Here is a 23,951-nt window from a genome sequence, read left to right as displayed (position 1 = left end):
CGACCATCCTCGAGGCCGACCAGATCCATGTGATCGAGGACGGCAAGGTGATCGAAAGCGGCCCGGTGCACGAGCTTCTGGGCCACCAGGGTCCGTTCCGGACGCTCTATGAACAGCAGTTCGAGGGGCTCCGTAACGCCGCGGCCGAATGATGGAGAGGCGCAACATGATTGCACCTCTGACGATCTCGGTCGCGGTGCTAATCCGGCAGAGACCTCAGACGCTGGCGGGTCTTATGGACAGCTTCGCCACTCTGCAGGTCCCGGTGTTTTCTGGGGCGAAGCCATGTGGATAACCCGCCTCTCCGCGAATCGCTGTGGCTTCAGCACCTGGCCATCCTTCGCTCATCGAGCGAGGGATCGCCGCCAACGCGGTGTCAATCGGCACACAATCTTGACCCCGAAGCTGCCTGACGGCAGAACGCAGCCGAACAGGAATCTTTGAGAATGCTGAAATGAAGATTTGCACAATAGTCGGAGCCCGACCCCAGTTCGTGAAGAGCGCGCCGGTCTCGCGTGCCTTGCAGCAGATTGGTGCGATCAATGAAGTGATGATCCATACTGGTCAGCACTTCGATACCAACATGTCCGACATCTTCTTCGAGGAGCTTAAAATACCCAGTCCGTCTTATAATCTCGGAATCGACAGTCTGTCGCACGGGGCTATGACCGGGCGTATGCTGGAGGCGCTCGAGACAACGATCCGGGATGAGAGACCGGACTGTGTACTCGTCTATGGCGACACTAACTCCACGATCGCTGCGGCGCTTGCAGCGGCGAAGCTGCACATCCGGGTAGCTCACGTCGAAGCCGGGCTTCGATCTTTCAATCGGAGGATGCCGGAGGAAATTAATAGGATCCTGACCGACCACTGCTCGGACTATCTTTTTACGCCGACGGATGCGGCAAGCCGCAATCTAGCGAACGAAGGCATCGACTCGGAGAAGGTCCTGCAAGTCGGCGACGTGATGCTGGACGCTACGATCTTCTTCGGTGATGCCGGGGAAAGGCACGCTAACATTCTGGCGGAGCAGGGTCTCTCTTCTGGCGAATATGTATTAGCCACTATCCACAGACAGGATAACACCGACGATCCGAACCGATTGCAGGCTATCTTTGATGGTCTCAGCATCGTTGGGAGGCAGATGCCTGTCTTTCTACCCCTGCATCCCAGAACGCGGTCTCGGCTCGAGGGGCAAGGAGTGAGTCTCGGTTCCGGCATCATGACGACCGACCCGCTCGGCTACCTCGACATGCTCGCCCTAGAGCGGCAGGCGGCCGCGATCGTAACAGACTCCGGTGGTATGCAGAAGGAGGCCTACTTTCAGCGCGTGCCTTGCGTCACGCTTCGCAACGAGACAGAGTGGACGGAACTTGTTGAAACCGGCTGGAACCGGATTTGCCCGCCAATGACGGGCGAAGCAATCGCCCAAGCCGTGTTCGGAGCGATCGGAACACAAGGGGAGGATGTCGTTCTCTACGGAGACGGCCGCGCATCCTATCGCATCGCGGAGGAGCTAGTTTCCAAATTCTCCGCCTGAGGCGGGCCGACCAATTCCTGGTAGAGAGCAATGAGCTTCTCCGCCTGGCGTGGCCAACTGTAGATTTCTGCGAGCTTCCTTTCGGTCTCCGGGCTGTGGGCGAATTTATCGGGATGATCGATCACATCACGCAGAGCTTCGGCGATGCTCTCGGGGCTCGTCTGGTCCATCGTGCGGCCGATGCCGAGAGTTTCAACGAAACGCCGCATCTCGGGGAGGTTGGAGACGCAGATCGGAACGCGCGCGAAGGCCGCCTCAAACAACTTGTTCGGCATGGCGAGGCGGTGATTAAGGGAAACGTCCTGTAAAGGGCAAATTGCGACATTGGCCGTGCTAATGACGGTCGGTACATCCCTCGCGTCAACGGGGGGCAGCAGTGTCACACGGGCCTCCACGCCAAGCCTCTTTGCATGATCCAGAAACCAGCTATCGTTCGAAGCCTGGCGCGGTCCGACGCTCGCCAACTGGACGCCCGGCAGATGAACCAGAGCCTCTAGCACTTTGTCCATTCCCCGTTTTTCCCGCTGGATGCCACCCGTAAATACCGCGAGCGGCACGTCGTCAGGTACACCGACTTGGTCTCGGACAGTCTGAACATGCGAAAGCCCGCTATGCGTCGGGGCGGTCCTGTCAATGTCGACCTCCGGCGCATTCATGACAATGGTCGGAGTGGGCCCGCGGTACCGCTTGGAATAGAGTTCAGCGATGCCATCCGACACCGTGATCATCCTGTCGATTGAAGGGAAGCAGTCATTCTCGATCAGTTCCGGCAGTTCCGGCCCGTCCACGGCAATCTTCGTGGCTCGTGCAGGCTCGTACTCGTGGGCGTCGTAAACAAGCGGAACGCCAAGTTGTCGAGCGAGCATGACGCCGGCGGGTAGGCAGTAGATGTCGTGCGCGTGGACGGCCGCATAACGCCCCGAAAATTCCTCTCGAGACAGGTTCGACCAGAAAGCCACAGACTGTGCTTGAAACTGTTGCCTCCGATGCCGTTTGAAGTCGGCCAGCGCCGCCCCAATTCTTTGGCTGCTATACCTCATATAAGTCTTCCGACTGAACCTCCTGACCTTCAAGTGGAATGCGAGGTAGGACATGAGCCGCCGAACCCTCTCAAAGCCGCGGTGTCTACGGAAGTACGAGGATTTCAGCCGATCGAAAGCATCCGGGCCGAAGTGGGCCTCCAGGTATGGCTTGACCGCGGTCAGTACTTCGCACGCAGAAGCGTAAGGCTTGTAACGGACGGCCATCGAGGCGCGAGAAGTGGTCAAAAAATCCATAGCATCGAACGCAGCCACCGTCGTACCCTCGACGCCATAACAGGGAAAGCGTGTGATACGGACCCCATCGATTTCGTCGTGTTTTGGAAAGCCCTCAGGCCAGTCACAACAAATCTTCACGTCGTACCCAAAGGCGCGGAGCGCGCGCGCCTCCTTTAGCACGCGAGGGTCAGCGGTAATCTCGTGATAGGTCAGGCTGATTATAGTGCCCGGTTCGTCGCTCACCATGCCTGCATCCTCTTCGTGTGCCTGAGCTATACTGCTTGAAGTACAGAAATGATACGATCTTGATCGTCACTCTGTAGATACGGACTCATGGGGACGCTGAATACACATGATGCAGCCAACTCGCTCGCAGCAAGCCCATGTGGATCTCGCGGAAAATCCTCATATGCTGGCAGTCGGTGGAGTGGCCGGGGATAATAGATGACCGCTGGAATGTCGGCCGACCGAAGGGCGGCCAAAACCGAATTCCGCCGCTCGGCGTCCCGTGCAAGAAGAGTGTACTGCGCCCAAATTGACAAAATATCTCGGGGCATCTTAGGCGCGACGAAGTTTTCCGACAGTGCTGCGGTATAGCGCGCAGCCACTGCCTGACGCGCTTCACTTTCTTCGGCATAAATCTGAAGCTTCTCAAGTAGGATTGCCGCCTGAATCGTGTCCAGCCGCGAGTTCATTCCGATGCGGACATTGTCGTACTTTTCTCTACCCTTGCCGTGGATCCGGAAGCTGTCGAGTGCGGCGGCGAGATCTGCGTCCTCGGTGAACATTGCTCCGCCGTCGCCATAGCAGCCGAGCGGCTTCGCTGGGAAGAAGGAAGTGGTTGTGATAGTCCCCAAGGTTCCGGTCATGCGGCCCCTATAAGTTGCGCCCCAGCCCTGCGCGCTGTCAGCCACGACCTTCATACCTTCGCGCGCTGCGACGGCCGACAGAGCGTCGTAATCTGCCGGCCGTCCAAACAGATCGACCGGCATCACAGCTGCCGGGCGTAGTCCTTCGCGCCGTGCATGACGAACCGCACGCTCAAGGCTGTCTGGCGACATCGTATAGCTTTCAAGATCGATGTCTGTGAAGACAGGCGTCGCGCCTACAAAAGGCACGACTTCTGCCGTTGCTGCGAAGGTGAAAGAGGGAACGAACACCGCGTCGCCGGGCCCGGTCCCAAGCGCCATAAGCGCTAACTGGAGCGCATCGGTGCCGTTGGCGCAGCTGATACAGTGGGATGCGCCGCAGAATGTGGCGAGTCTTTCCTCAAGCTCGCCGACTTCGGGGCCCATGATGTAAATTCCGTGATCGAGAACCCTTGCGATCCTCTCGTCGATCCGGCTGCGAAGACGCGCCTGCTGGGCGGCAAGGTCGATGAACTGCATCAGGAGGTCTCCACCAGGCGCAGCGCGCCGTCCGCTTCTTCGTAAACCTCGCCTGTACGGGGGCAGGTCAGGTCATCGCCGAGGCGATCGCCCGCCCGGCTTACCCAGCCGATCCGGCGTGCAGGCACACCGGCAACCAACGCAAAGTCAGGCACGTCATGGGTGACGACCGCACCCGCGGCCACCATGCAGTAGGCACCAAGGCGGTTGCCGCAGACGATGGTCGCGTTCGCGCCGATGGTCGCCCCGCGGCCCACGTGGGTTTCGAAGAACTCGTCCTTGCGCTCGATATGGGCGCGAGGAGTTAGCACGTTGGTAAACACGCAGGAGGGTCCGCAGAACACGTCCGCCTCCAGCCGTACGCCCTTGTAGAGTGCCACGTTGTTCTGGATCTTGCAGCCGTCGCCGATGGTCACGCTCGGACCGGCCATCACGTTCTGGCCCAGTACGCAGTTCCTGCCGATGGTCGTGTGCGGCAGCACATGGACAAAGTGCCAGATGCGGCTTCCCTCACCCACCTCGCAGGGCTCGTCCACATAGGCGCTCTCGTGGATCGTTGCACCGGGCGAGATCATGCGCCGATCACCTTCGCAATGTCCGGATGTCGCTCGCCTTTGTGAGGCTCTATCGGCGCATTGCGGATATGGCTGACCAGCTCGATCGAAGGGCGCACTGCGTCCAGCCCGTAGCCGTCGCCCTTCAGGATTCCGTGGTACGACGCGGTGTGCAGGTCGGTGAAGCCGCCCGAGAACTCGATCTCTTCGCCGTCCACGGTGATGGACCGGTGGGTCGTCTGTCCCTCGGGTGTGTGAGCGGGCAGGTGGTCGCGGTTGATCGACAGCACCCAGCGGACGCGGGCATTTCCGAACTCGAGATACCCGGCAGCGGCGTCGGGGGCCCGATGATGGACCACATTTTCGCGATTCGGCCCGAAGATGAAGGACAGCATATCGTAGAAATGCACGCCGATATTGGTCGCGATCCCGCCGGACTTGTGCTCAAATCCTTTCCAAGAGGCATGGTACCAGGCCCCGCGTGAGGTGAAGTATCCTAGATCCACCTCCCAAGTCTTGTCGGCGGGCGCAGCGGCGACCTTCTCCTTCAGGGCAAGGATCGCGGGGTGCAGGCGAAGCTGCAGGATCGAGTTGATGCGCTTGCCGGTCTCGGCCTCCGTCTCGGCAAGATCGTCGAGATCCGAGACGTCAAGCACCAGCGGCTTTTCGCAGATCGCATGCGCCCCGGCCCGGAGCGCAAAGGCCATGTGCGACTTGTGCAGGTAGTTCGGCGAGCAGATCGCCACATAGTCAATCCCCTCGCGGCGGCGGCGGGCGTGGACGTCGGTCTCGAACCGCTCGAACTCGGTGAAGAAGGCAGCATCGGGGAAATGGCTGTCCATGATCCCGACGCTGTCGTTGATGTCATAGGCAACGTCGAGCGTGCCGCCGGTCTCCCTGATGGCCTTCAGGTGGCGGGGCGCGATGTATCCAGCTGCACCGATCAATGCGTAACGTGTCATCTTTGTCCTCTCAGGCCCGAACGATCTTGTCGCTACCCTCGCGGAACTTGCCTCGGGTGTCGATGATGAGGGGAGCGTGCTGGCGGATCATGTCGTAGTCGAAATCGGTGTGATCGGTCAGCAGGATCACTGCGTCAAAGCCGGCCAGCGTTTCCGGCGTCAGGTCGATTGAAGCGAGATCAAACTGGTGTTCGCGCATGGTCGGGAAGACCGGCACGTTGGGATCGGAATAGGAAAGCGCTGCCCCCCAGTCGCGCAGATGTTCCATCACAAAGACCGAGGGGCTTTCGCGCATGTCGTCCACGTCGCGCTTATAGGCGATTCCCAAAGCTAGGATCTTTGCGCCCTTCAGGCTTTTTCCGGCCCCATTTAATGCGCGGACAACCTTATCCACGACATATCTTGGCATGCCTGCATTGATTTCACCCGCAAGCTCTATGAAGCGGGTGTGCAGGCCGTATTCGCGGGCCTTCCAAGTGAGGTAGAAGGGGTCGATAGGGATACAGTGGCCGCCGATTCCTGGACCAGGATAATAGGGGGTGAAGCCGAAGGGCTTGGTGGCAGCGGCATCCACGATCTCGAACAAGTCGAGCCCCATTCGATCGGTCAGCACCTTCATCTCGTTCACCATCCCGATATTGATCGAGCGATGAATGTTCTCGAGCAGCTTTACCATCTCGGCCGCGTCGGTCGAGGAGACCGGAACCACCTTGTCGATGAATGCCCCATAGAGCGCCAAGCCCGCCTTAAGGCAGGCGGGCGTGTAGCCGCCGACGATCTTCGGGATGGTCTGCGTGTTGAACGCGCGATTGCCCGGGTCTTCGCGCTCAGGTGAATAGACCAAGTAGGCGGTCTCACCCGCAACGTGACCTGCACGCTCCAGATAGGGCAGAAGGATCTCGCGCGTGGTGCCGGGCCAGGTGGTGCTTTCCAACGAAATCATCTGTCCGTCGCGCAGATGCGGCGCAATCGCTTCCATCGTGGCTGTCACGAAGGACAGGTCCGGCTCTCGGGTCTTGTCGAGAGGCGTAGGCACACAAATTAGCAGGGCATCGCATTCTGCCACGCGCACGAAATCATCGGTAGCCTCGAACCCGTTCGCCCGCATGCTTGCGATGCGATCGTCGCTGATATGCCGGATGGGACTTTGGCCGATGTTCAGAGCGGCAACTCGGTCAGCGTCGATGTCAAAACCCAGAACCGGTAAGCCAACTTCCTTTACTCGGAGCGCAAGCGGAATTCCTACGTAGCCGAGGCCGATGATCCCAACCACGGCCGAGCCGTCCCGTACTCTCTCCGCAAAATCTGACATCTGTCCCCGCGCGCTCAGTTTAGTGAGTCGATACAAGGTGGCGCGGCAAGGGGCAATCGGCCTTCGGCAGGATGTGAAGCCGCTTCATCTCCGTGATGTTAGCTTCTGAATGTATCTCGTCGATACGAACGTGATCTCGGCGGTGCGCCGGCCCGAGCGCGCCGCGGGTGGCTGCGTGGCTGGCAGGCCGGCCCGAGGACTCGTTGTTCGTGAGCGCTGTTACCTTGGGTGAGATTGCTCGGGCAGGAACTCATCTTCGCCGCCGACCTAGACGCATAGCTGGCACGCACGAACATGTTGTTTGCTGACCGTATCGTGCCTGTGACAGCAGCGGATGCGACGCTCTGGGGACGATTGTCTGGGGATCTGGGGCTTGACGGGTGTATCTGATGATGGCCGCGCAGGCTCTGGCGCGCGGTTGGTCCGTGGTGACTGGTAGTGGGAGCGACTTCGACTCAACCAGCTTGCCACTCGAGGACTCATTCGCGGGCTGAGCCATGTTGTCCGGCGCCGCAGACCCTGCGCCGGCGGGCCGCCACCGGCAACTGGTGTTGCACTTGTAGCAACTCGCAGCTCAACTCGAGAGAATAGGGCTTCCATAGGTTGTCCCTATGCTTTTGGAGCCGGTCACCGACCCGCTTGAGGATGGCGAACAGCGACCTCGAGGTACTGCGGCAAAGTCTAACTCCTAAAGGCTGGCACCTCGGCTTTTATCCTGAGGGACCCTGAGGACCAAGTTGCCCTCGTTGCGCGCGATCTAGGACGGGGCCTCGCCGTCCTATCAAGGGACTGCGTATATACGCTTATGTATACCGGAGTTGCGCCATGATCGAAACCAAGATCAGGAAAGTCGGAAACTCTGCGGTCATGACTTTGACCACGGAGATGCTGGCCATCCTCGATGTAAAAGAGGGCGACACCCTTTTCGTGGTGCGTGGCGATGACGGAACTCTCCGGATCATGGCGCATGATCCTTCTGTGGCCGATGCCTTGGCGGCTGCCGAGGTCGTGATGGATGAAAACCGCGATCTGCTTCAGGCATTGGCTTGAAGGCACCTGTCTGGGTGCCGCTTGCCGCTGTCGTCGTCATTCATGACCGGCAGATTGCCCGGCATGGTGGCGCGCCCGGAATGCGCGACATGGCTCTGCTGGAGATGGGCTGCGCCCGTTCTCGGAACCTTACCGCCTACAGGGACGCGGGGATAGTCGAGATCGCGGCGGTCTATGCTTTCAGTATCTTTGCAGCCCACGCTTTTGTGGATGGCAACAAGCGCACAGCCTTCGTGACGGCCGCCACGTTCCTGCGGCTGAATGGCTGCTCCTTTCGCCCCGACACGGTCGACGGTGTCAGGATGATGGAGGACTTGGCATCAGGAAGAGTTGACAAGGCAGAGTTTGCAAGATGGCTGTCAGCCGGATTGAAACCGGTCTGAGGCGCGGCAAGCTCGCCGACCTATTCTCCTGTGCCGCAAGCCACGATGATCGCCTTCGGCGGCAAGGCTGCAATGTCGGTGCGCGACCTGCCTGTGACTGGATCAAGGCCTAACCGCGCAGCTAGATCTCGCGGCGGATCCATGCCCTATCGCGGCCACGGCGAGGGAGGATCAGATCAGATCATCCACGGTCACGCCGAGGGCGTTGGCAAGCGCCTTGATGGTGTCGGGGCGAGCGCCACGGCTACCATTCTCAATCCGGCTCAAGGCTGTCCCATGAACGCCAGCTCTCTCGGCCAGTTTGCCGATCGACATGTCCCGGTGCTCGCGGCAGAGTCGAACGAGGTTCTCCCCTTCCAGCGCCCGCTTTGCGAGTGCGGCCGGAAGGCTCTCTTCGTCATTCTGCACGGCTCGATCGAAGGCACGAAGGTCCTCAAGGTCCTCACGGGCAGCCAGAAGGGCCTCGTATTCGACCCGGTCGATGGTCACGGTATCCATAGCGTCTCCCCCTCAGTATGCGCTTCCGTGATCTTGCCCCGAAAAAGTGGACGGGGTCAGGCCGCAATGCGCTCCATGTCGACCGGTGATCGGTAGCCTATCCCGGAATGCAGGCGGCGTGAATTGTAGAAGCCCTCGATGCAGGCAAAGAGATCCCGGCGCGCTTCGTCCCGCGTGGCGTAGACGCGTTGATGGACCCGCTCGACCTTGAGCGTGTGGAAGAAGCTTTCCATTGGTGCGTTGTCGAGGCAGCTTCCCTTCCGACTCATCGAGGGCGTTATCTTCGCGGCGGCAAGGGCTTGGCGATATTCTTCAGCTGCGTATTGGATACCTCGATCCGAATGCTGGATCAGCCCCGGCGCCGGGCGCTGGCGTCTGATGGGCATGTCGAATGCTTCGAGGGCGATCGATGCATGGAGGGTGTCGCGCATGCTCCAGCCCAGGACTTTGCGGGTGTGCATGTCGATCAGCGCTGCAAGAAACAACCAGCCTTCGCCAGTCCGGATGTAGGTCAGGTCGGCGAGCCATATCTGGTTCGGCGCGGTTGCCCTGAAGTTCCTTCGCAGCCTGTTCGGTGCAATCGGATAGTCGTGCGGCTGTGGGTCGTGCGCACCCGTCTCTGGATCGCGGCCAGCCCACGCAGGCCTGCAAGCCGCATCAGCCGGGCGACACGGTGACCTCCAATCCGCCGCCCGGCAGCCCTAAGCGCAGCATGGACGCGTGTGGCACCGTAGCATCCACCACTTTCGGTATGGGTCCGGCGGATCTCGTTCAGCAGGGCCCGGTTCTCGGCATTGCGCTTGCTCTCTGGCCGACCCCGCCAAGCATAGTATCCACTGGCCGAGAGCCCGAGCACCGCGCAGATGGTGCGCACGGGCCAGAGGTGGCGATGCTTATCTACGAACCCGAAGCTCATCGGGTGGCCGCTCCGAAGATGAGCGCCGGTTTTCTAAGATGTCGCGCTCCGTCTGAGCCTTTTGCTGCTCCCGCTTCAGCCGGGCATTCTCCGTTGCCAGGTCGGCCGGCGACGGGCCCTGCGCTTGCGCGATCGGGCGCCGCGCAGCGCCCGTCGTCGAACACGCTGAAGAAGCACGTAGGTGTCCGGGCGCCCTTGAGATGCGCAAGCAGATCGGGCGCTTACGTCCAGCGGGGCATGTGCGGGATTTGTGGCGACGTTCACTATTTGGCAACCCAAGCAGCATAATCACGAGCCATGCGCTTCGCCTATTGCATCAACGACGACCCCGCCCATCCAAACACGGCGCTAGGCTTCATCGGGGCCGACACAATCAACGCCGCGGCGAAGCAACTCGGCCACCGGGCGGTGAATGTATATCCGGCGCCGGCCGTCCCCTGCCCTCGCGTCAATGTTGCCCGAAAGTGCCCTCAGTTGTAGGCAAGTAACGATTTCGTCAACAACATTGCCTTGGATTAACGGGACTTTTTTATGCCAATGACTATTCTGGCGGGGGCCATTGGCAGCAGATGATGCTACAGCGTGCTGCCTTCGAGGGGCACCAAGTGACATTCGCCACGACGCTGCCGGGCCTGCCTGAGCAGTTCGACGCACATCCATTCATGATCGTCCCCGACTGCAACCGGGATGAGAAAGGGGCAGCCCTTCGCTGCGCATGGATCCTGCTTTCCTCAATGATCAAACTGCGGCCCGATGTCGTGATTTCGACCGGTGCGCTTCCAGGGGTGATAGCGCTGGCGATCGGCCGGGTGCTGGGTGCTCGGACAATCTGGGTGGATAGCGTTGCCAATGCCGAGGAAATGTCATCCTCGGGAAGGCTAGCGCGACGCTTCGCTCACCTTTGGCTGAGCCAATGGGAGCACGTCGCCAAGGCTTCCGGGGCAGAGTATGCGGGAGCGGTGCTATGATCTTCGCAACGGTGGGTACTCAACTGCCCTTCCCCCGGCTGACCGCGTCTCTCGCAGACCTTGCCGGAAGCTTGGACGAAGACATTGCGGTTCAGGCGGGCAGGGGCCCGGACACATCCTTGCAAGCTCCCGGCCTGCAGCTTCACGAGACCCTGACGCCGGCCGAGTTCGAGAAGCACTTCAAGGCGGCCCGAGTGATCGTGGCGCACGCTGGAATCGGCACGATCCTGTCCGCGCGCCAGTGGGGCAAGCCACTTGTGATCCTGCCCCGCCGTCACGCACTGGGCGAGCACCGAAACGACCACCAGATTGCAACTGCCCACCAGGTCGAGAATCTTCCGGGCATTTACGTGGCGTGGTCAGAAACCCATCTTGCAGACATTCTGACGCAGCAAACTCTGTCGAGCCCGCCACCGGCAGGCGAGATGAGCCCGCAACACACGGCCTTGGTAGACAGATTGCGGGATTTCATCGACACACCTGCGACAGGGGCGCAGGGATTGAGCGTCCGCCAATTAACAGAAGATGAGGCTCACCGCATTGTTGCGGAAATCGGCAGAAGCGAGAGGCGGCGACGTGGGTTTCGGTGGTTGATCGTTACCCTTTGCATTTCCGGGGCAGCGGCGTTGTGGCTGGCGCTGTAGTGCCTGTGGATTGGATGCCGAGAGTAGAGTGATGATGAGCCGACTCTCGTTCTCCACTACAGAAATTGGAACAAGGAAGTGCAGTTCCCTATCTTCACACAGCGCTCGGCCCTGCTGGTTGCAGCACAGGCGCCGCACGATTTCAGCGGCCTAACAGGGGATCGGCGGAACGCGTGCCCGCACCGGAACTCATCAACATTACTGCCTCTCCCTGATCTGCGTTGATTCCCGAGACGCGAAGAATTCACGTGCAGCGCGGAACGGGGTATTAGGATCGAACCGATCCGGCACGTTCCGCATATCATCCCGGCGGGTAGCGCGCATAGTACATTTCCGCTGTCAGCGAGTTCCGGCAATCCGTCTGAAAGACCCCGCCGTTCGCGCCGCGGATCGGCGCCTGCGGAGCTTGCTGGACATCTGAGCCTGGTTCACATCGCTCTTCGCCGGGATGTTGGGGCAAATATCGGCGACGACAGGAGCATAGGCGTCCTGAACGTGGCCGGGGAAGGCGATCTGGGGCGTTCCGCTGCGCTTGGCCTGCGGAACATAGTTCACGAGATGACCTGCGGACGGATCGTAAGTCACTGGCCACCCCCATTCCGGGCGCAGACCCGGCTTGAGCAATAGGACGCCGCTGAAGCCCAGAGCTGACTGGTGCGCGAGCCATTTGCGCTCATCAAGCGCCCGACGCCCACCATCTATGAGGCACGTATAGGCGGTGCCATCCGGCGCATGAAAGACCACAGAGATGCCGGACCTATCAGTTGAGCTCTGGTACACCCAATAGCTGTTGCTGAGAAGCTGTTGCAGGCCTGCGTCATGTTGAACATTGGCTCAGCGGACCTGTAGCCCCCCCTTCCAGTCCCATTCGGTGGTCAGCGGGTTGGCGCGCTTTTGCGAGGGCGGCGTGTCGGCGCATGCAGCGCTGCAAAGATCGAGAGGGAAAGTGAGAGAACGACTGAAAGTATGAGACCTCCGAATTTCGCCAATGGACTAGGAATGCAAATGCCTGCATGTCCAACGCAGCCCCCCCTCCAAAATGAGTCTTTCTAGCAGAGGCTGTGCTAAAGGGTTCATGAACGACAGAAAATCCCGCGCCGGCGTCAGTCAGACCGCGCAGTCAAGCGGAGGAATTCGATATTCGATCAGCATCCTTCGCGGTTCACGGGTTCCGTGCTATACCCCCTCCCCGGCCGCCACGCGGACGTCCCGTGGCGGCGGCCCCGCTCCCAGCAGCGCAAAAACGGCGTCCCAGATACTGATCTTACTGATCAATTTGGCAGGACAGGCTCTCGACGGTCTGGCGTGCCTGCAGCACCCCATGTGGCGAGACGGCCCCAACTAGTTCTCGGGCGCAGGGACACGCCACCGTGTGGAGGCAGGCGTGTGCCGCACCGGTGCTGCCCAAACGAGCCGTCGAAATAGCAAAGGGCCCCGCAGGGCCCTTGTTTCATTGGTCGGAGTGAGAGGATTCGAACCTCCGACCCCTGCCTCCCGAAGGCAGTGCTCTACCAAGCTGAGCTACACTCCGACCGTGACGCGCCGCCTACATGGGTTTTCGCGGCTTGGCAAGAGGATGATAGCGCCGCCGCCGCGCATGCTGCGGGCAGGAGATCAGGACGTCCCGAGGGCGGCGATGATCGCGTCGCCCATTTCGGAGGTCGTGACCGGCGACTTGCCTTCCTCGCCCAGCAAGTCGGCCGTGCGGATGCCCTGCGCCAAGACTGCCTCGACCGCGCCTTCGACGATGTCGGCGTGCTGGGGCATGTCGAACGAATAACGCAGCGCCATCGCGAAGCTGAGGATGCAGGCGATCGGGTTGGCCTTGCCCTCGCCCGCGATGTCGGGGGCCGAACCGTGGACGGGCTCGTACATCGCCTTGGGTCGGCCATTTGCCATCGGCGCGCCGAGCGAGGCCGACGGCAGCATCCCGAGCGAGCCGGTCAGCATCGCCGCCGCATCGGACAGCAGGTCGCCAAACAGGTTGTCGGTGACGATCACGTCGAACTGCTTGGGCTTGCGGACAAGCTGCATCGCGCCGGCGTCGGCGTACATGTGGCTCAGCTCGACCTCGGGGTACTCGTTGTCGTGGACCCACTGCACCTCTTCGCGCCAGAGGATGCCCGATTCCATGACGTTCGCCTTCTCCATCGAGCAGACGCGGTTGTTCCGCTTCTTCGCCAGTTCGAACGCCGAACGCGCGACGCGGCGGATTTCGCTGGTGGTGTAGCGCTGGGTGTTGATGCCGACGCGGCCGCCCTCGTTGTCGTCCATGATGCCGCGCGGCTCGCCGAAATAGATTCCGCTCGTCAGCTCGCGCACGATCATGATGTCGAGGCCCGAGACGATCTCGGTCTTCAAGGACGAGAAGTCGGCCAGCGCGTCGAAGCACTGCGCGGGGCGCAGGTTGGCGAACAGGTCCATCTCTTTCCGCAGGCGCAGCAGGCCACGCTCGGGCTTCACCGAGAAGTCGAGCTCGTCGTATTTCGGCCCGCCCACAGCACCCAGCAGCACCGCGTCGACCTTTTGGGCCATGGCCATCGTGTCGTCGTGAAGCGGCACGCCATGCGCGTCATAGGCCGCACCGCCCACAAGGTCTTCGGTCACGTCGAAGCTGACGTCCTTGTGGGTGCCGAACCAGTCGATGACCTTGCGGACCTCGGCCATGACCTCGGGGCCGATGCCGTCGCCGGGCAGGATCAACAGGGAAGGGTTGGGCATCGTGGCGCTCCTTGGGTTCCGCGGACGCAAAGCGCGTAGCCCGTAGGGTCTGGCCGGTCAAGCGAGGCGGTCAGGGCAGGGCGATGTCGACCCAGACCAGCCGGTGTCGCGGCCAATGTTCGAGCGGGCCAAGCGCGTCAGCCTCGGGGCTGTCCTCGATCGGCCAGAGGACGCCCGAGCGCAGTACTGTCAGATCGGCCGAGGGAAGCACGAAGGACACCCGTAGCGGCCCGGTAGGCGGGTTGAACAGGACGGTGTCGGTCGGCTTGCCTGCGCGCCCGGCGCCGGGGCTGGTGGGCGCGGGATCGCGCAGTCGCGGGTCGCCGAGAAGGCTGCTGATCGCGTCGGGACGGCCTTCGCCCGAGTCGGGATCCACGTTGCCAAGCCCGGCGATGATGAAGGGCGGCTCGGGCGGGGGCACGGCCAGTTCGCCGTCCAGCAGGCGCAGCCACAGCGCCGTCTCGTCCCGGTTGCGGCGACCGTTGCGATCTTCGGGGCCGTCGAAGACCGGGGGCGTGGCGCTCCAGGTCATGAGGGTCAGACGGCCTTGGTCCGTATCGACCGGCACGATCCAATGGCCGACGGACGACAGCCGCTGCGCCTCGGCCACGTCCTCGGGCAGCGGCGGGGGAATTGCGCCGGGCAGGTCGCGCCACAGCAGGTCCGATAGGTCCCGGACCTCGTCCTCGGCGATGGGAAAACGCGACAGGATCGCCATGCCGCCATCGCCCGCGAAATAACCGAAGCCCTGCGCGTCGCGCGGGCCGCCCAGCCGCCCGTCCTCGTCCATGTCCAGCCCCGTGGCCATGCCGGTGTTCGGCAGAAGGGCGAAGCGGTGGGGGTAGGGCGGCTCGATCCGCTCGGCCAGCGCCGAAAGCGCCGCGCCGCCGGCGTCGAAGTCGATGTCCTGCAGGATCAGGATGTCGGGAGAGGTCGCCTCGATCATCGCGACAGCCGCGTCGATCTCGGGGTCGTCACCCTTGATCAGCCGCCCCAGCAGCAGACCGGGACCGCGCGCCGAGAGGCCGGTGTTGAAAGTGGCGACTCGGAGCGTCTCGGCCGCGGCGGGGGCGGCCAGCAGTAGAACAAGGGCAGCTGCCCGGATCACAGCGCCACCAGCCCCGCGCGTGGAGCGGTGCTATCGCTACGGCGGATCTCGATCATCGACGCGATTTTCTGCATGGCCAAGCCCCGCATGAACAGGCTGAATGGCAAACCGATCCAGAACGCAACAGTCCAGACCATCGCTTGCGGCTGTGCGCCAAGCGCCCCGCCTTCGGTTCCAAGGATCAGCGGGAACAGGAGCGGCAGGATGCATCCCAGGACGACGTTGAACTTCCCGTCCCTGTCCAGCCTCGCGACGACGTCGCCGCCCCGCGTCGGGTCGAAGGTGGGAAGGTTCACCCACACGTTGAACATCCCCGAGCTGGGCCAGCGGCCCCGATGCAGCTCGGCCGCGAACACGGCGAAGAACCCGCCGAAGACCAGGATGGCCACGCCCAGGGAGGAGCGGGCGGCGTGGAAGGTTTCGGGTCGCTCGACCGCGGGCAGGGCGATGCGCAGGGGCGAGTAGGGAAAGTCCAGGAGCCCGCCCGCGACGTGCCCGATCGAGGTGATGAAAGCGGTCAGCCCGGTCGGCGCGATGTCATGCCGCGCGACGAGCGAGACGAGCACTACGGTCAGCAAGCCAGCGCCATAGCGGATGCGGTTGAAGGGACCTGCGTCGCGGAACTCGAACAGGCAGGGGCTCGACGAGCCGTACTCGATCGTCGTCAGGATCATGCAGGCGATCGCGACGAAGGCCACGACCTGCGCCGTCTCTGTCGGGACGGTCGGCAGGATCAGCGAAGGGGCGGCCACCAGAAACGCCACAAGCAGTCCGCGCGAAGCGGCTCCGGTCAGTCGAGCGATCACTGCGTCGAGTCCTCGATCCGGGCAGGGTCGATGCATCGCCGGCCCCGTTTCCCAATTTCGACCCGCGTCTTTGGCGCGGTTTGCCTCATTCCTGCCCAATTCCTGCCCCTTTCGTGGCCGGTTGTTCAAGGCCGCCTTAAGGTTACCGTCACGGGTAAGGCATTTTCGTGGTCAGAGTGGTGCGACATTGCATCAATGGTGGAACGTAAAAAAGGCCGCCCGGTGGGCGACCCAAGATGTGGTGTAATGCAGTGCCTAGGACACAACCCTGGCGCGAGTCACACCCAAGGGCGCGCCTGTGCGATTTGCTGCTCGAACGCCTCGATGGCCGGGGCTTTCGCCAGGGTCAGGCCGATATCGTCGAGACCTTCGATCAGGCAGTGCTTGCGGAAGCTGTCGACCTCGAACGCGATCGTCTCGCCGTCCGATGTCGTGATCTGCTGGTTTTCCAGATCGACCGTCATGCGGGCGTTCGATCCTTTCTCGGCATCCTTCATCAGAAGGTCCACCTGCTCTTGCGGCAGGGCGATGGGCAGGATGCCGTTCTTGAAGCAGTTGTTGAAGAAGATGTCGGCAAAGGACGTCGCGATCACGCAACGGATGCCGAAATCCTTGATCGCCCAGGGCGCGTGTTCCCGCGACGAGCCGCAGCCGAAATTGTCGCCCGCGACCAGGATCTCGGCGTCGCGATAGGCCGGCTGGTTCAGCACGAAGGTCGGAATTTCCTTGCCGTCGTCGTCATAGCGCATCTCGTCGAAGAGGTTCACGCCCAACCCCTCGCGCTTGATCGTCTTCAGGAACTGCTTGGGGATGATCATGTCCGTGTCGACATTGATCAGCGGCAGCGGGGCCGCGACGCCGTGCAGGGTGGTGAATTTATCCATGTTTCAGGCTCTTTCGCTCAAAAAGGGTCAGACCAGCTCGGGCGCGGTGATCTCGCGCACGTCCGTGAGACGGCCGCTGATCGCCGCCGCCGCCGCCATCGCGGGCGACATCAGGTGCGTCCGGCCGCCCCGGCCCTGCCGCCCCTCGAAGTTGCGGTTCGAGGTCGCCGCACAGCGCTCGCCCGGCGCAAGCTGGTCGGGGTTCATCGCGAGGCACATCGAGCAACCGGCCATGCGCCATTCGAATCCGGCCTCCTTGAAGATGTCGGCCAGCCCCTCTTCCTCGGCCTGCGCCCGGACAAGGCCCGAGCCCGGCACGACCATCGCGCGCTTCACGGCTATCTTCTTGCCCTTGAGGATCGCGGCCGCGGCACGCAGATCTTCGATCCGGCCGTTGGTGCACGAGCCGATGAAGACGGTGTCGATCTCGATCTCATTCAGCGGCGTGCCGGCGGTCAGGCCCATGTAGTCGAGCGCGCGCTTCACGGCCGCGACCTTGCCGCCGGTGAAGTCGTCGGGCGAGGGCACTGTCGCGGTGATCGGCAGCGCATCCTCGGGCGAGGTGCCCCAGGTGACGGTCGGCGCGATCTCTTCGCCCTTCAGCGTCACGACCTTGTCCCACTGCGCATCGTCGTCCGAGAACAGCGTCTTCCACCACGACATCGCGGCCTCCCACTGCGCGGCCTTCGGCGCGTGGGGGCGGCCTTTCACGTATTCATAGGTGGTCTCGTCGGGGGCGATCAGGCCGGCCCGCGCGCCGCCTTCGATCGCCATGTTGCAGATCGTCATCCGGCCTTCCATCGACAGCGCGCGGATGGCTTCGCCGCAATACTCGATGACGTAGCCGGTGCCGCCCGCCGTGCCGGTCCTGGCGATGATCGACAGGACGATGTCCTTGGCCGTGACGCCGGGCAGCAACTGGCCCGTGATCTCGACCTTCATGTTCTTCGACTTCTGCTGGATCAGCGTCTGGGTCGCCAGCACATGCTCGACCTCGGAGGTGCCGATGCCGTGGGCGAGCGCGCCGAACGCGCCGTGGGTGGCGGTGTGGCTGTCGCCGCACACCACGGTCATGCCGGGCAGGGTCCAGCCCTGTTCGGGGCCGATGATGTGGACGATCCCCTGCCGCACGTCGCTGACGGGGTAGTAGTGGATGCCGAACTCCTTGGCGTTGGTGTCGAGCGCCTCGACCTGGATGCGGCTTTCCTCGTTCTCGATGCCCTTCGCGCGGTCTTCCCAGGTGGGGACGTTGTGATCGGGCACGGCGATGGTCTGCCCCGGCGCGCGCACGGTTCGGCCCGCCATCCGCAGCCCTTCGAAGGCTTGCGGCGAGGTCACCTCGTGGACGAGGTGCCGGTCGATATACAGCAGCGAACTGCCGTCCTCGGACTCGTCAACCAGGTGTGCGTCCCAGATCTTGTCGTAGAGTGTCTTGCCAGCCATTGGCCTTGGCCTCCTGTCGCGGAGTGAAATGTGTCGGAGATGGACGAAGCGGCGCGCGACCTCAAAGTCGCGCGAGTACCGAGCGGCTGACGCCTTCGAAGCGCTCATTCAGGCGCTGGTGGTCGCCCATGTCGAACACGTTATCCATGATCCGGTGACATAACCCATGTGCGCGCGGATTTGAAGCGTTCTAATCGCCCTTGTGCATGCAATGCGGCGCAATAAGCTGTCAGGCATGGATGCCGAGCTGAACACCCTCATGGCCGCGCTGATGGACATCTGGGATGTCGTCCGGCTGCAGTTGCAGAATCTGCTGCTGCCGTCGCGGCTGTGGCAGCTTGCCAACATCGCGGTCGTCATCGTGGTGACCCTGGGCCTCGCGCGTTGGGCGCAGCCGCGCCTGCGCGAGTGGATCAAGCGCCGCGACTGGCCGATGTGGCGGTTGCGCGCGCTTCTGGTGGTGCACAAGCGGCTGAAGTTGATCTTCTTCGTCGGGTTGATGTGGCTGTCCACCTGGACCGTGCAGAGCATGACGCCGTTTCCGTCTCGCTCGTTCATCCTGGAGCTCGTCGCTTCGCTCGCGACGGCCTGGCTCGTTGTGACGTTGAGCACGCGGCTGGTGCGCAACCCCGCGCTGCGCAGTCTCGTGCGGTGGATGCTGTGGGTCTACGTGACCCTCTGGGTGCTTGGCCTGACGGACGAGTTCGCCGCGGCCCTGGACGAAGTCGCGATGAGCATCGGCGACACCCGGCTCAGCCTGTTGACGTTGCTGAAGGGCGTGGTCCTCGTCACGGTGTTCTTCGTCATCGCGCGGTTCGTCGCGGCCACGGGGGGCGACCGGATACGGCGCTCCGAGGATATCTCACCTTCGCTGAAGGTGCTGTTGTCGAACGCCATGCAGGCCATCCTCTACGGCGTGGCGCTGTTCGCCGGGCTGCGCGCCGTGGGGGTGGACCTGACGGGCCTTGCCGTGCTGTCGGGTGCCATCGGGGTGGGCCTTGGCTTCGGCTTGCAGAAGGTGGTGTCGAACCTCGTCTCGGGGGTCATCATCCTGCTCGACAAGTCGATCAAGCCCGGCGACGTGATCTCTCTGGGCGAGACCTTCGGCTGGGTCTCGGCCCTCGGCGCGCGCTATGCCAGCGTCACGACGCGGGACGGAAAGGAGTACCTGATCCCGAACGAGGATCTCATCACCGGGCAGGTGGTGAACTGGTCCCATTCCAACGAATTCGTCCGCCTCGACGTGTTCTTCGGCACCGCCTACGGCGACGACCCGCACAAGGTCCGAAGGATCGCGGTCGAGGCCGCCGCGAGCGTGTCGCGCGTGCTGAGCACCCGTGCGCCGGTCTGCCACATCACCGGATTCGGAGATTCGTCGGTCGATTACATCCTGCGCTTCTGGATCACCGACCCGACCGGCGGCCTGACCAATATCCGCGGCAACGTCTACCTGGCGCTGTGGGATGCGTTTCAGGCGAACGACATCTCGATCCCGTTCCCCCAGCGCGAGGTGCGCGTGGTCAACGACGCGATCCCGGTCAAGGATGCTTCTGACGCAGGATGATGAACGAAAGGCTGATGCGCGCCGACACAATGATGCGCATTGGCCGAAATATCCCGCTTGCCAGACTCGGGGGCGCCTTCTATGTGCAGCGGCGGGACACCCCTCCCCAACGAGGGGCGATTATCTGTAAGGATACCATGACCGACGTTCAGACCCCGGCCGCGCGGCCGGCCAATCCGCGCTTTTCGTCCGGCCCCTGTGCCAAGCCCCCCGTATTCTCGCTGGATGCCCTGTCCGATGCGCCCCTGGGCCGCTCGCACCGCGCTGCCGTGGGCAAGTCGAAGCTGCAGCAGGCCATCGAAGATACCCGCGACATTCTGCAGGTCCCCGACGACTACCGCATCGGTATCGTCCCCGGTTCCGACACCGGCGCGTTCGAGATGGCGATGTGGTCGCTGCTGGGCGCCCGCCCGTCCGAGACTCTGGCCTGGGAAAGCTTCGGCAAGGGCTGGGTGACGGACGCGGTCAAGCAGCTGAAGCTCGCCGACAACACCGAGCGCGAGGCCGACTACGGCGACATCGTCGATCTGGCCGCCGTCGACTGGAACAAGGACGTCTGCTTCACCTGGAACGGCACGACCTCGGGCGTACGCGTCCCGAACGGCGACGCGATCCCCGCGGACCGCGATGGGCTGACCCTGTGCGACGCGACCTCGGCCGCGTTCGCGCAGGACCTGCCGTGGGACAAGCTCGACGTGACGACCTTCTCTTGGCAGAAGGTGATGGGCGGCGAGGCCGCGCATGGCATGATCATCCTGTCGCCCCGCGCGGTCGAGCGGCTGGAAAGCTACACCCCCGCATGGCCGCTGCCCAAGATCTTCCGCCTGACCAAGGGCGGCAAGCTGATCGACGGCATCTTCAAGGGCGAGACGATCAACACGCCGTCGATGCTGTGTGTCGAGGATTGGCTGCAGGCGCTGGCCTGGGGCCGCTCGGTCGGGGGGCTGAAGGGCCTTCAGGACCGTGCGAACCGCAACGCGCAGGTGGTCTGGGATTTCGTCGCCGCGAACGACTGGATCGAGAACCTCGCCACCGATCCGGCGACCCGCTCGAACACCTCGGTCTGCCTGAAGTTCATCGACCCGGCCGCGGCCGGCGATGCGGACTTCGCCAAGGCGGTCGGCAAGAAGCTGGAGGCCGAGGGCGTGGCCTATGACGTGGGCAGCTACCGCGACGCGCCGGCCGGCCTGCGGATCTGGTGCGGCTCGACGGTCGAGACGTCGGACGTTCAGGCGCTGATGCCCTGGATCGACTGGGCCTACCACGCCGTGCTGGCCGAGCGTGAGGCCGCCTGACCTCCTTCCGGAGTCCTGCGGGACTCCGGCGCTTTCCCTTCGCAGAACTTTTCGCTCAAAGGAGCCCCGACATGGCGCCCAAGGTACTCGTGTCCGACAAGCTGTCGGAAACCGCCGTCCAGATCTTCCGCGACCGCGGGATCGAGGTCGATTTCGAACCCTCCCTCGGCAAGGACAAGGACAAGCTGGCCGAGGTGATCGGCAAGTATGACGGCCTCGCCATTCGCTCGGCCACCAAGGTGACGGCCAAGCTGCTGGAGAAGGCCGACAACCTGAAGGTCATCGGCCGCGCCGGCATCGGCGTGGATAATGTGGACATCAACGATGCGTCCTCGAAGGGCGTCATCGTGATGAACACGCCCTTCGGCAACTCGATCACCACGGCCGAGCATGCCATCGCGATGATGTTCGCCGTCGCCCGCCAGATCCCCGAAGCCAGCGCGTCCACCCACGCTGGCAAGTGGGAGAAGTCCAAGTTCATGGGCGTCGAGCTGACCGGCAAGACCCTCGGCGTGATCGGCGCGGGCAACATCGGCTCGATCGTGATCGCCCGCGCGCTGGGCCTGCGGATGAAGGTCATCGCCTACGATCCGTTCCTGTCCGAGGAACGCGCCGACGAGTTGGGCTGCCGCAAGGTCGAGCTGGACGAGCTTTATGCCCAGGCCGACTTCATCACCTTCCACGTGCCCCTGACGGACAAGACGCGCAACATCATGTCACGCGAGGCGATCGCCAAGCTCAAGCCCGGCGTGCGCGTCATCAACTGCGCCCGTGGCGGTCTGGTGGACGAGGAAGCGCTGGCCGAGGCGCTGAAGGAGGGCCGCGTCGCCGGTGCCGCCTTCGACGTCTTCGCCGAAGAGCCCGCGACCGAGAACCCGCTGTTCAACCTGCCGAACGTCGTCGTCACGCCCCACCTCGGCGCCGCGACGACCGAAGCGCAGGAGAACGTGGCCCTTCAGGTGGCCGAGCAGATGGCCGACTACCTGCTGACGGGCGCCGTGTCGAACGCGCTCAACACGCCGTCGGTCACGGCCGAGGAAGCCAAGGTCATGGGCCCGTGGCTGAAGCTGGCCGAGCATCTGGGCAGCTTCATCGGCCAGATGACCGACGAGCCGATCGAGGCGATCAACATCCTGTATGACGGCGCCGTGGCCGAGATGAACCTCAACGCGCTGAACGGTGCGGTCGTGGCGGGCATGATGCAGGCGGCGAACCCCGACCTGAACATGGTTTCCGCCCCGATCGTCGCGAAAGAGCGCGGGATCGAGATCAGCCGCACCACGCAGGAACAGACCGGCGTGTTCGAGGCCTACATCAAGGTCACGATGAAGACGGCCGAGCGGCAGCGCTCGGTCGCGGGCACCGTGTTCTCGGACGGCAAGCCGCGCTTCATCCAGATCAAGGGGATCAACATCGACGCCGAGGTGGGCGAGCACATGCTCTATTCCACCAACGAGGACCGCGCGGGCATCATCGGCACGCTGGGCCGGGTGCTGGGCGAGAACGGCGTGAACATCGCCAACTTCACCCTCGGCCGGGCCGAAAAGGGCAAGGACGCGATCGCGCTCCTCTATGTCGACGAAGCCGTCTCGCCCGACGTGGTGGGCACGCTGACTTCGACCGGTGTGTTCAACGCGGTCCGGCCGCTGCGTTTCCGCATCTGATTCCGGCAGGCCGAGCCCAGCGTGGGCTCGGCCTCTTCCCCCCGCCGGCGGGCGTGATATGTCGGCCGGCATGGCTCCTCTCCGCGGCATCGTCCTCATCTGCATCGCCTTTTCGGTCCTGACCATCATGTCCGCCTTCGTGAAGGCGGCGGGCGAGACCGTGCCGACGGGCCAGGTCGTCTTTTTCCGCGCGTTCCTGTCGCTGCCGATCATCTCGCTCTGGCTCTGGAGCCGCGGCGACCTGCAGAACGGCCTCTACGTCGCGAACTGGAAAAGCCACGCCCTGCGCGGTCTCGTCGGCACGGTGTCGATGGGCCTCGGCTTTGCCTCGATCTCGCTTCTGCCGCTGGCCGAGGTGCAGGCGATCCGCTTCGCGACGCCGATGTTCCTGGTGGTCTTCGCGGCCGTCTTCCTGGGCGAGGTCTTCCGCCTCGTCCGCCTTGCGGCGGTCGTCGTCGGCATGATCGGCGTCGTCATCATCGTGGCGCCCGAGTTCGATACGGCGAGCCTTGGCAGCACCGCGCTGATCGGGGCGGGAATGGCGCTGGCCTCGGCTGCCTTGGCCGCGCTGGCGCAGACGCTCATCAAGGCGATGTCGGGGACCGAACGCAGCGAAGCGATCGCGTTCTACTTCCTTGCCACCGCAGCGACCTGCTCGCTCATGACGCTGCCCTTCGGCTGGGTCTGGCCGACGCCCTACGAGATGATGCTGTTGGCAGGCTGCGGCGTGCTCGGCGCGATCGGGCAGATGCTGCTGACGGCGAGCTACAAATACGCCGACGCATCGGCCCTCGCGCCGTTTTCCTACGTGTCGATGCTGTGGGCCGTCGTCATCGGCTTCGTCTGGTTCGGCGAAGTGCCCCGCGCCGCGACCTTCGCCGGTGCGGCCCTGATCATCGCGTCCGGCATCCTGATCGTCTGGCGCGAGCGCAAGCTGGCCCGCGACGCCACCGCGCGCCGCAAGCTCCGCGCCAAGGGGATGTATTAGTGCG

At 63.2% G+C, this 23,951-nt stretch carries 20 protein-coding genes, 1 tRNA gene and 1 pseudogene; 9 read left to right on the top strand and 13 right to left on the bottom strand.

What is annotated here, in order from left to right; all coding sequences use genetic code 11:
• Window positions 1-493 precede the first annotated feature (493 nt).
• On the top strand, window positions 494-1,540 hold the full coding sequence (wecB, locus tag PAM7066_RS09555) for a non-hydrolyzing UDP-N-acetylglucosamine 2-epimerase (RefSeq protein ID WP_245749642.1): 1,047 nt from the start codon (window positions 494-496) through the stop codon (window positions 1,538-1,540).
• On the opposite strand, the gene PAM7066_RS09550 is transcribed toward wecB, so the two are convergent.
• Genes PAM7066_RS09550 through PAM7066_RS09530 form a run of 5 tightly spaced genes read right to left on the bottom strand, consistent with a single transcriptional unit; the run spans window position 1,498 to window position 7,015 of the window.
• Entirely contained in the window at window positions 1,498-3,045 is a 1,548-nt protein-coding gene (locus PAM7066_RS09550) for a glycosyltransferase (RefSeq protein ID WP_085853921.1), read from the bottom strand. The genes wecB and PAM7066_RS09550 overlap by 43 nt on opposite strands.
• A gap of 26 nt (window positions 3,046-3,071) precedes the next feature.
• On the bottom strand, window positions 3,072-4,187 hold the full coding sequence (locus tag PAM7066_RS09545) for a DegT/DnrJ/EryC1/StrS family aminotransferase (protein ID WP_085853920.1): 1,116 nt from the start codon (window positions 4,185-4,187) through the stop codon (window positions 3,072-3,074).
• A complete protein-coding gene (locus PAM7066_RS09540; RefSeq protein ID WP_085853919.1) occupies window positions 4,187-4,762 on the bottom strand; it encodes an acyltransferase in 576 nt (191 codons plus the stop codon). The genes PAM7066_RS09545 and PAM7066_RS09540 overlap by 1 nt, the downstream gene beginning before the upstream one ends.
• Window positions 4,759-5,703 (bottom strand): Gfo/Idh/MocA family protein, encoded by a 945-nt coding sequence (locus PAM7066_RS09535; protein ID WP_085853918.1) that lies wholly within the window; start codon window positions 5,701-5,703, stop codon window positions 4,759-4,761. Before PAM7066_RS09535 ends, PAM7066_RS09540 begins: the two co-directional genes overlap by 4 nt.
• Before the next feature lie 10 nt (window positions 5,704-5,713).
• Window positions 5,714-7,015, bottom strand: coding sequence for a nucleotide sugar dehydrogenase (locus PAM7066_RS09530; RefSeq protein ID WP_085853917.1), 1,302 nt, complete (start codon window positions 7,013-7,015; stop codon window positions 5,714-5,716).
• 825 nt (window positions 7,016-7,840) lie between these two features.
• On the opposite strand from PAM7066_RS09530, the gene PAM7066_RS09520 reads away from it, so the two are divergent.
• Together PAM7066_RS09520 and PAM7066_RS09515 are read left to right on the top strand one after the other, a co-directional pair.
• The gene (locus PAM7066_RS09520; protein WP_085853916.1) at window positions 7,841-8,065 is read left to right on the top strand and encodes an AbrB/MazE/SpoVT family DNA-binding domain-containing protein; all 225 of its coding nucleotides are present in this window, start codon (window positions 7,841-7,843) and stop codon (window positions 8,063-8,065) included.
• Entirely contained in the window at window positions 8,062-8,448 is a 387-nt protein-coding gene (locus tag PAM7066_RS09515) for a type II toxin-antitoxin system death-on-curing family toxin (RefSeq protein WP_085853915.1), read from the top strand. The genes PAM7066_RS09520 and PAM7066_RS09515 overlap by 4 nt, the downstream gene beginning before the upstream one ends.
• A gap of 171 nt (window positions 8,449-8,619) precedes the next feature.
• Here the strand turns inward: PAM7066_RS09515 and PAM7066_RS09510 are convergent, their stop codons facing one another.
• Window positions 8,620-8,946 carry a helix-turn-helix domain-containing protein gene (locus PAM7066_RS09510; RefSeq protein ID WP_085853914.1) on the bottom strand — a complete coding sequence of 109 codons (327 nt, stop codon included), beginning with the start codon at window positions 8,944-8,946 and terminating at the stop codon, window positions 8,620-8,622.
• Between the two features lie 56 nt (window positions 8,947-9,002).
• Window positions 9,003-10,016: pseudogene (locus PAM7066_RS09505) on the bottom strand (IS3 family transposase); the annotation flags it as partial.
• Between the two features lie 418 nt (window positions 10,017-10,434).
• Between PAM7066_RS09505 and PAM7066_RS09500 the strand changes: the two are divergent.
• Window positions 10,435-10,830, top strand: a complete 396-nt coding sequence (locus tag PAM7066_RS09500; protein WP_246799787.1) for a glycosyltransferase family protein — start codon at window positions 10,435-10,437, stop codon at window positions 10,828-10,830.
• Window positions 10,827-11,474, top strand: a complete 648-nt coding sequence (locus PAM7066_RS09495) for a glycosyltransferase (protein ID WP_085853912.1) — start codon at window positions 10,827-10,829, stop codon at window positions 11,472-11,474. The genes PAM7066_RS09500 and PAM7066_RS09495 overlap by 4 nt, the downstream gene beginning before the upstream one ends.
• Before the next feature lie 1,454 nt (window positions 11,475-12,928).
• On the opposite strand, the gene PAM7066_RS09490 is transcribed toward PAM7066_RS09495, so the two are convergent.
• The 6 genes from PAM7066_RS09490 to leuC form a co-directional block, all read right to left on the bottom strand.
• Window positions 12,929-13,005: transfer RNA gene (locus PAM7066_RS09490), tRNA-Pro, on the bottom strand.
• A gap of 83 nt (window positions 13,006-13,088) precedes the next feature.
• Entirely contained in the window at window positions 13,089-14,195 is a 1,107-nt protein-coding gene (gene leuB, locus PAM7066_RS09485; RefSeq protein WP_085853911.1) for a 3-isopropylmalate dehydrogenase, read from the bottom strand.
• Window positions 14,196-14,265: 70 nt separating this feature from the next.
• The gene (locus tag PAM7066_RS09480; RefSeq protein ID WP_090928863.1) at window positions 14,266-15,303 is read right to left on the bottom strand and encodes an endonuclease/exonuclease/phosphatase family protein; all 1,038 of its coding nucleotides are present in this window, start codon (window positions 15,301-15,303) and stop codon (window positions 14,266-14,268) included.
• Complete coding sequence (locus PAM7066_RS09475) at window positions 15,300-16,109, bottom strand: hypothetical protein (RefSeq protein WP_085853910.1); 810 nt, start codon at window positions 16,107-16,109, stop codon at window positions 15,300-15,302. The genes PAM7066_RS09480 and PAM7066_RS09475 overlap by 4 nt, the downstream gene beginning before the upstream one ends.
• A 278-nt stretch (window positions 16,110-16,387) precedes the next feature.
• Window positions 16,388-16,993 (bottom strand): 3-isopropylmalate dehydratase small subunit, encoded by a 606-nt coding sequence (leuD, locus tag PAM7066_RS09470; protein ID WP_085853909.1) that lies wholly within the window; start codon window positions 16,991-16,993, stop codon window positions 16,388-16,390.
• Window positions 16,994-17,020: 27 nt separating this feature from the next.
• A complete protein-coding gene (gene leuC / locus PAM7066_RS09465; protein WP_085853908.1) occupies window positions 17,021-18,436 on the bottom strand; it encodes a 3-isopropylmalate dehydratase large subunit in 1,416 nt (471 codons plus the stop codon).
• Between the two features lie 211 nt (window positions 18,437-18,647).
• Between leuC and PAM7066_RS09460 the strand changes: the two genes are divergently transcribed.
• The 4 genes from PAM7066_RS09460 to PAM7066_RS09445 all read left to right on the top strand — a co-directional run bounded on the left by PAM7066_RS09460 (window position 18,648) and on the right by PAM7066_RS09445 (window position 23,947).
• Window positions 18,648-20,000: a mechanosensitive ion channel family protein gene (locus tag PAM7066_RS09460; protein ID WP_090928860.1), complete on the top strand. Its 1,353-nt coding sequence runs from the start codon at window positions 18,648-18,650 to the stop codon at window positions 19,998-20,000.
• A gap of 137 nt (window positions 20,001-20,137) precedes the next feature.
• Window positions 20,138-21,295 carry a phosphoserine transaminase gene (locus PAM7066_RS09455; RefSeq protein ID WP_085853907.1) on the top strand — a complete coding sequence of 386 codons (1,158 nt, stop codon included), beginning with the start codon at window positions 20,138-20,140 and terminating at the stop codon, window positions 21,293-21,295.
• Window positions 21,296-21,366: 71 nt separating this feature from the next.
• Complete coding sequence (gene serA, locus PAM7066_RS09450) at window positions 21,367-22,959, top strand: phosphoglycerate dehydrogenase (protein WP_085853906.1); 1,593 nt, start codon at window positions 21,367-21,369, stop codon at window positions 22,957-22,959.
• 70 nt (window positions 22,960-23,029) lie between these two features.
• Window positions 23,030-23,947, top strand: coding sequence for a DMT family transporter (locus PAM7066_RS09445; protein WP_245749640.1), 918 nt, complete (start codon window positions 23,030-23,032; stop codon window positions 23,945-23,947).
• Window positions 23,948-23,951: the final 4 nt, after the last annotated feature.

Source organism: Palleronia marisminoris, assembly GCF_900172315.1.
Lineage (GTDB): Bacteria > Pseudomonadota > Alphaproteobacteria > Rhodobacterales > Rhodobacteraceae > Palleronia > Palleronia marisminoris.
The sequence above is the reverse complement of the archived record's forward strand: the minus strand, read 5'-3'. Positions and strand labels throughout refer to the sequence as shown.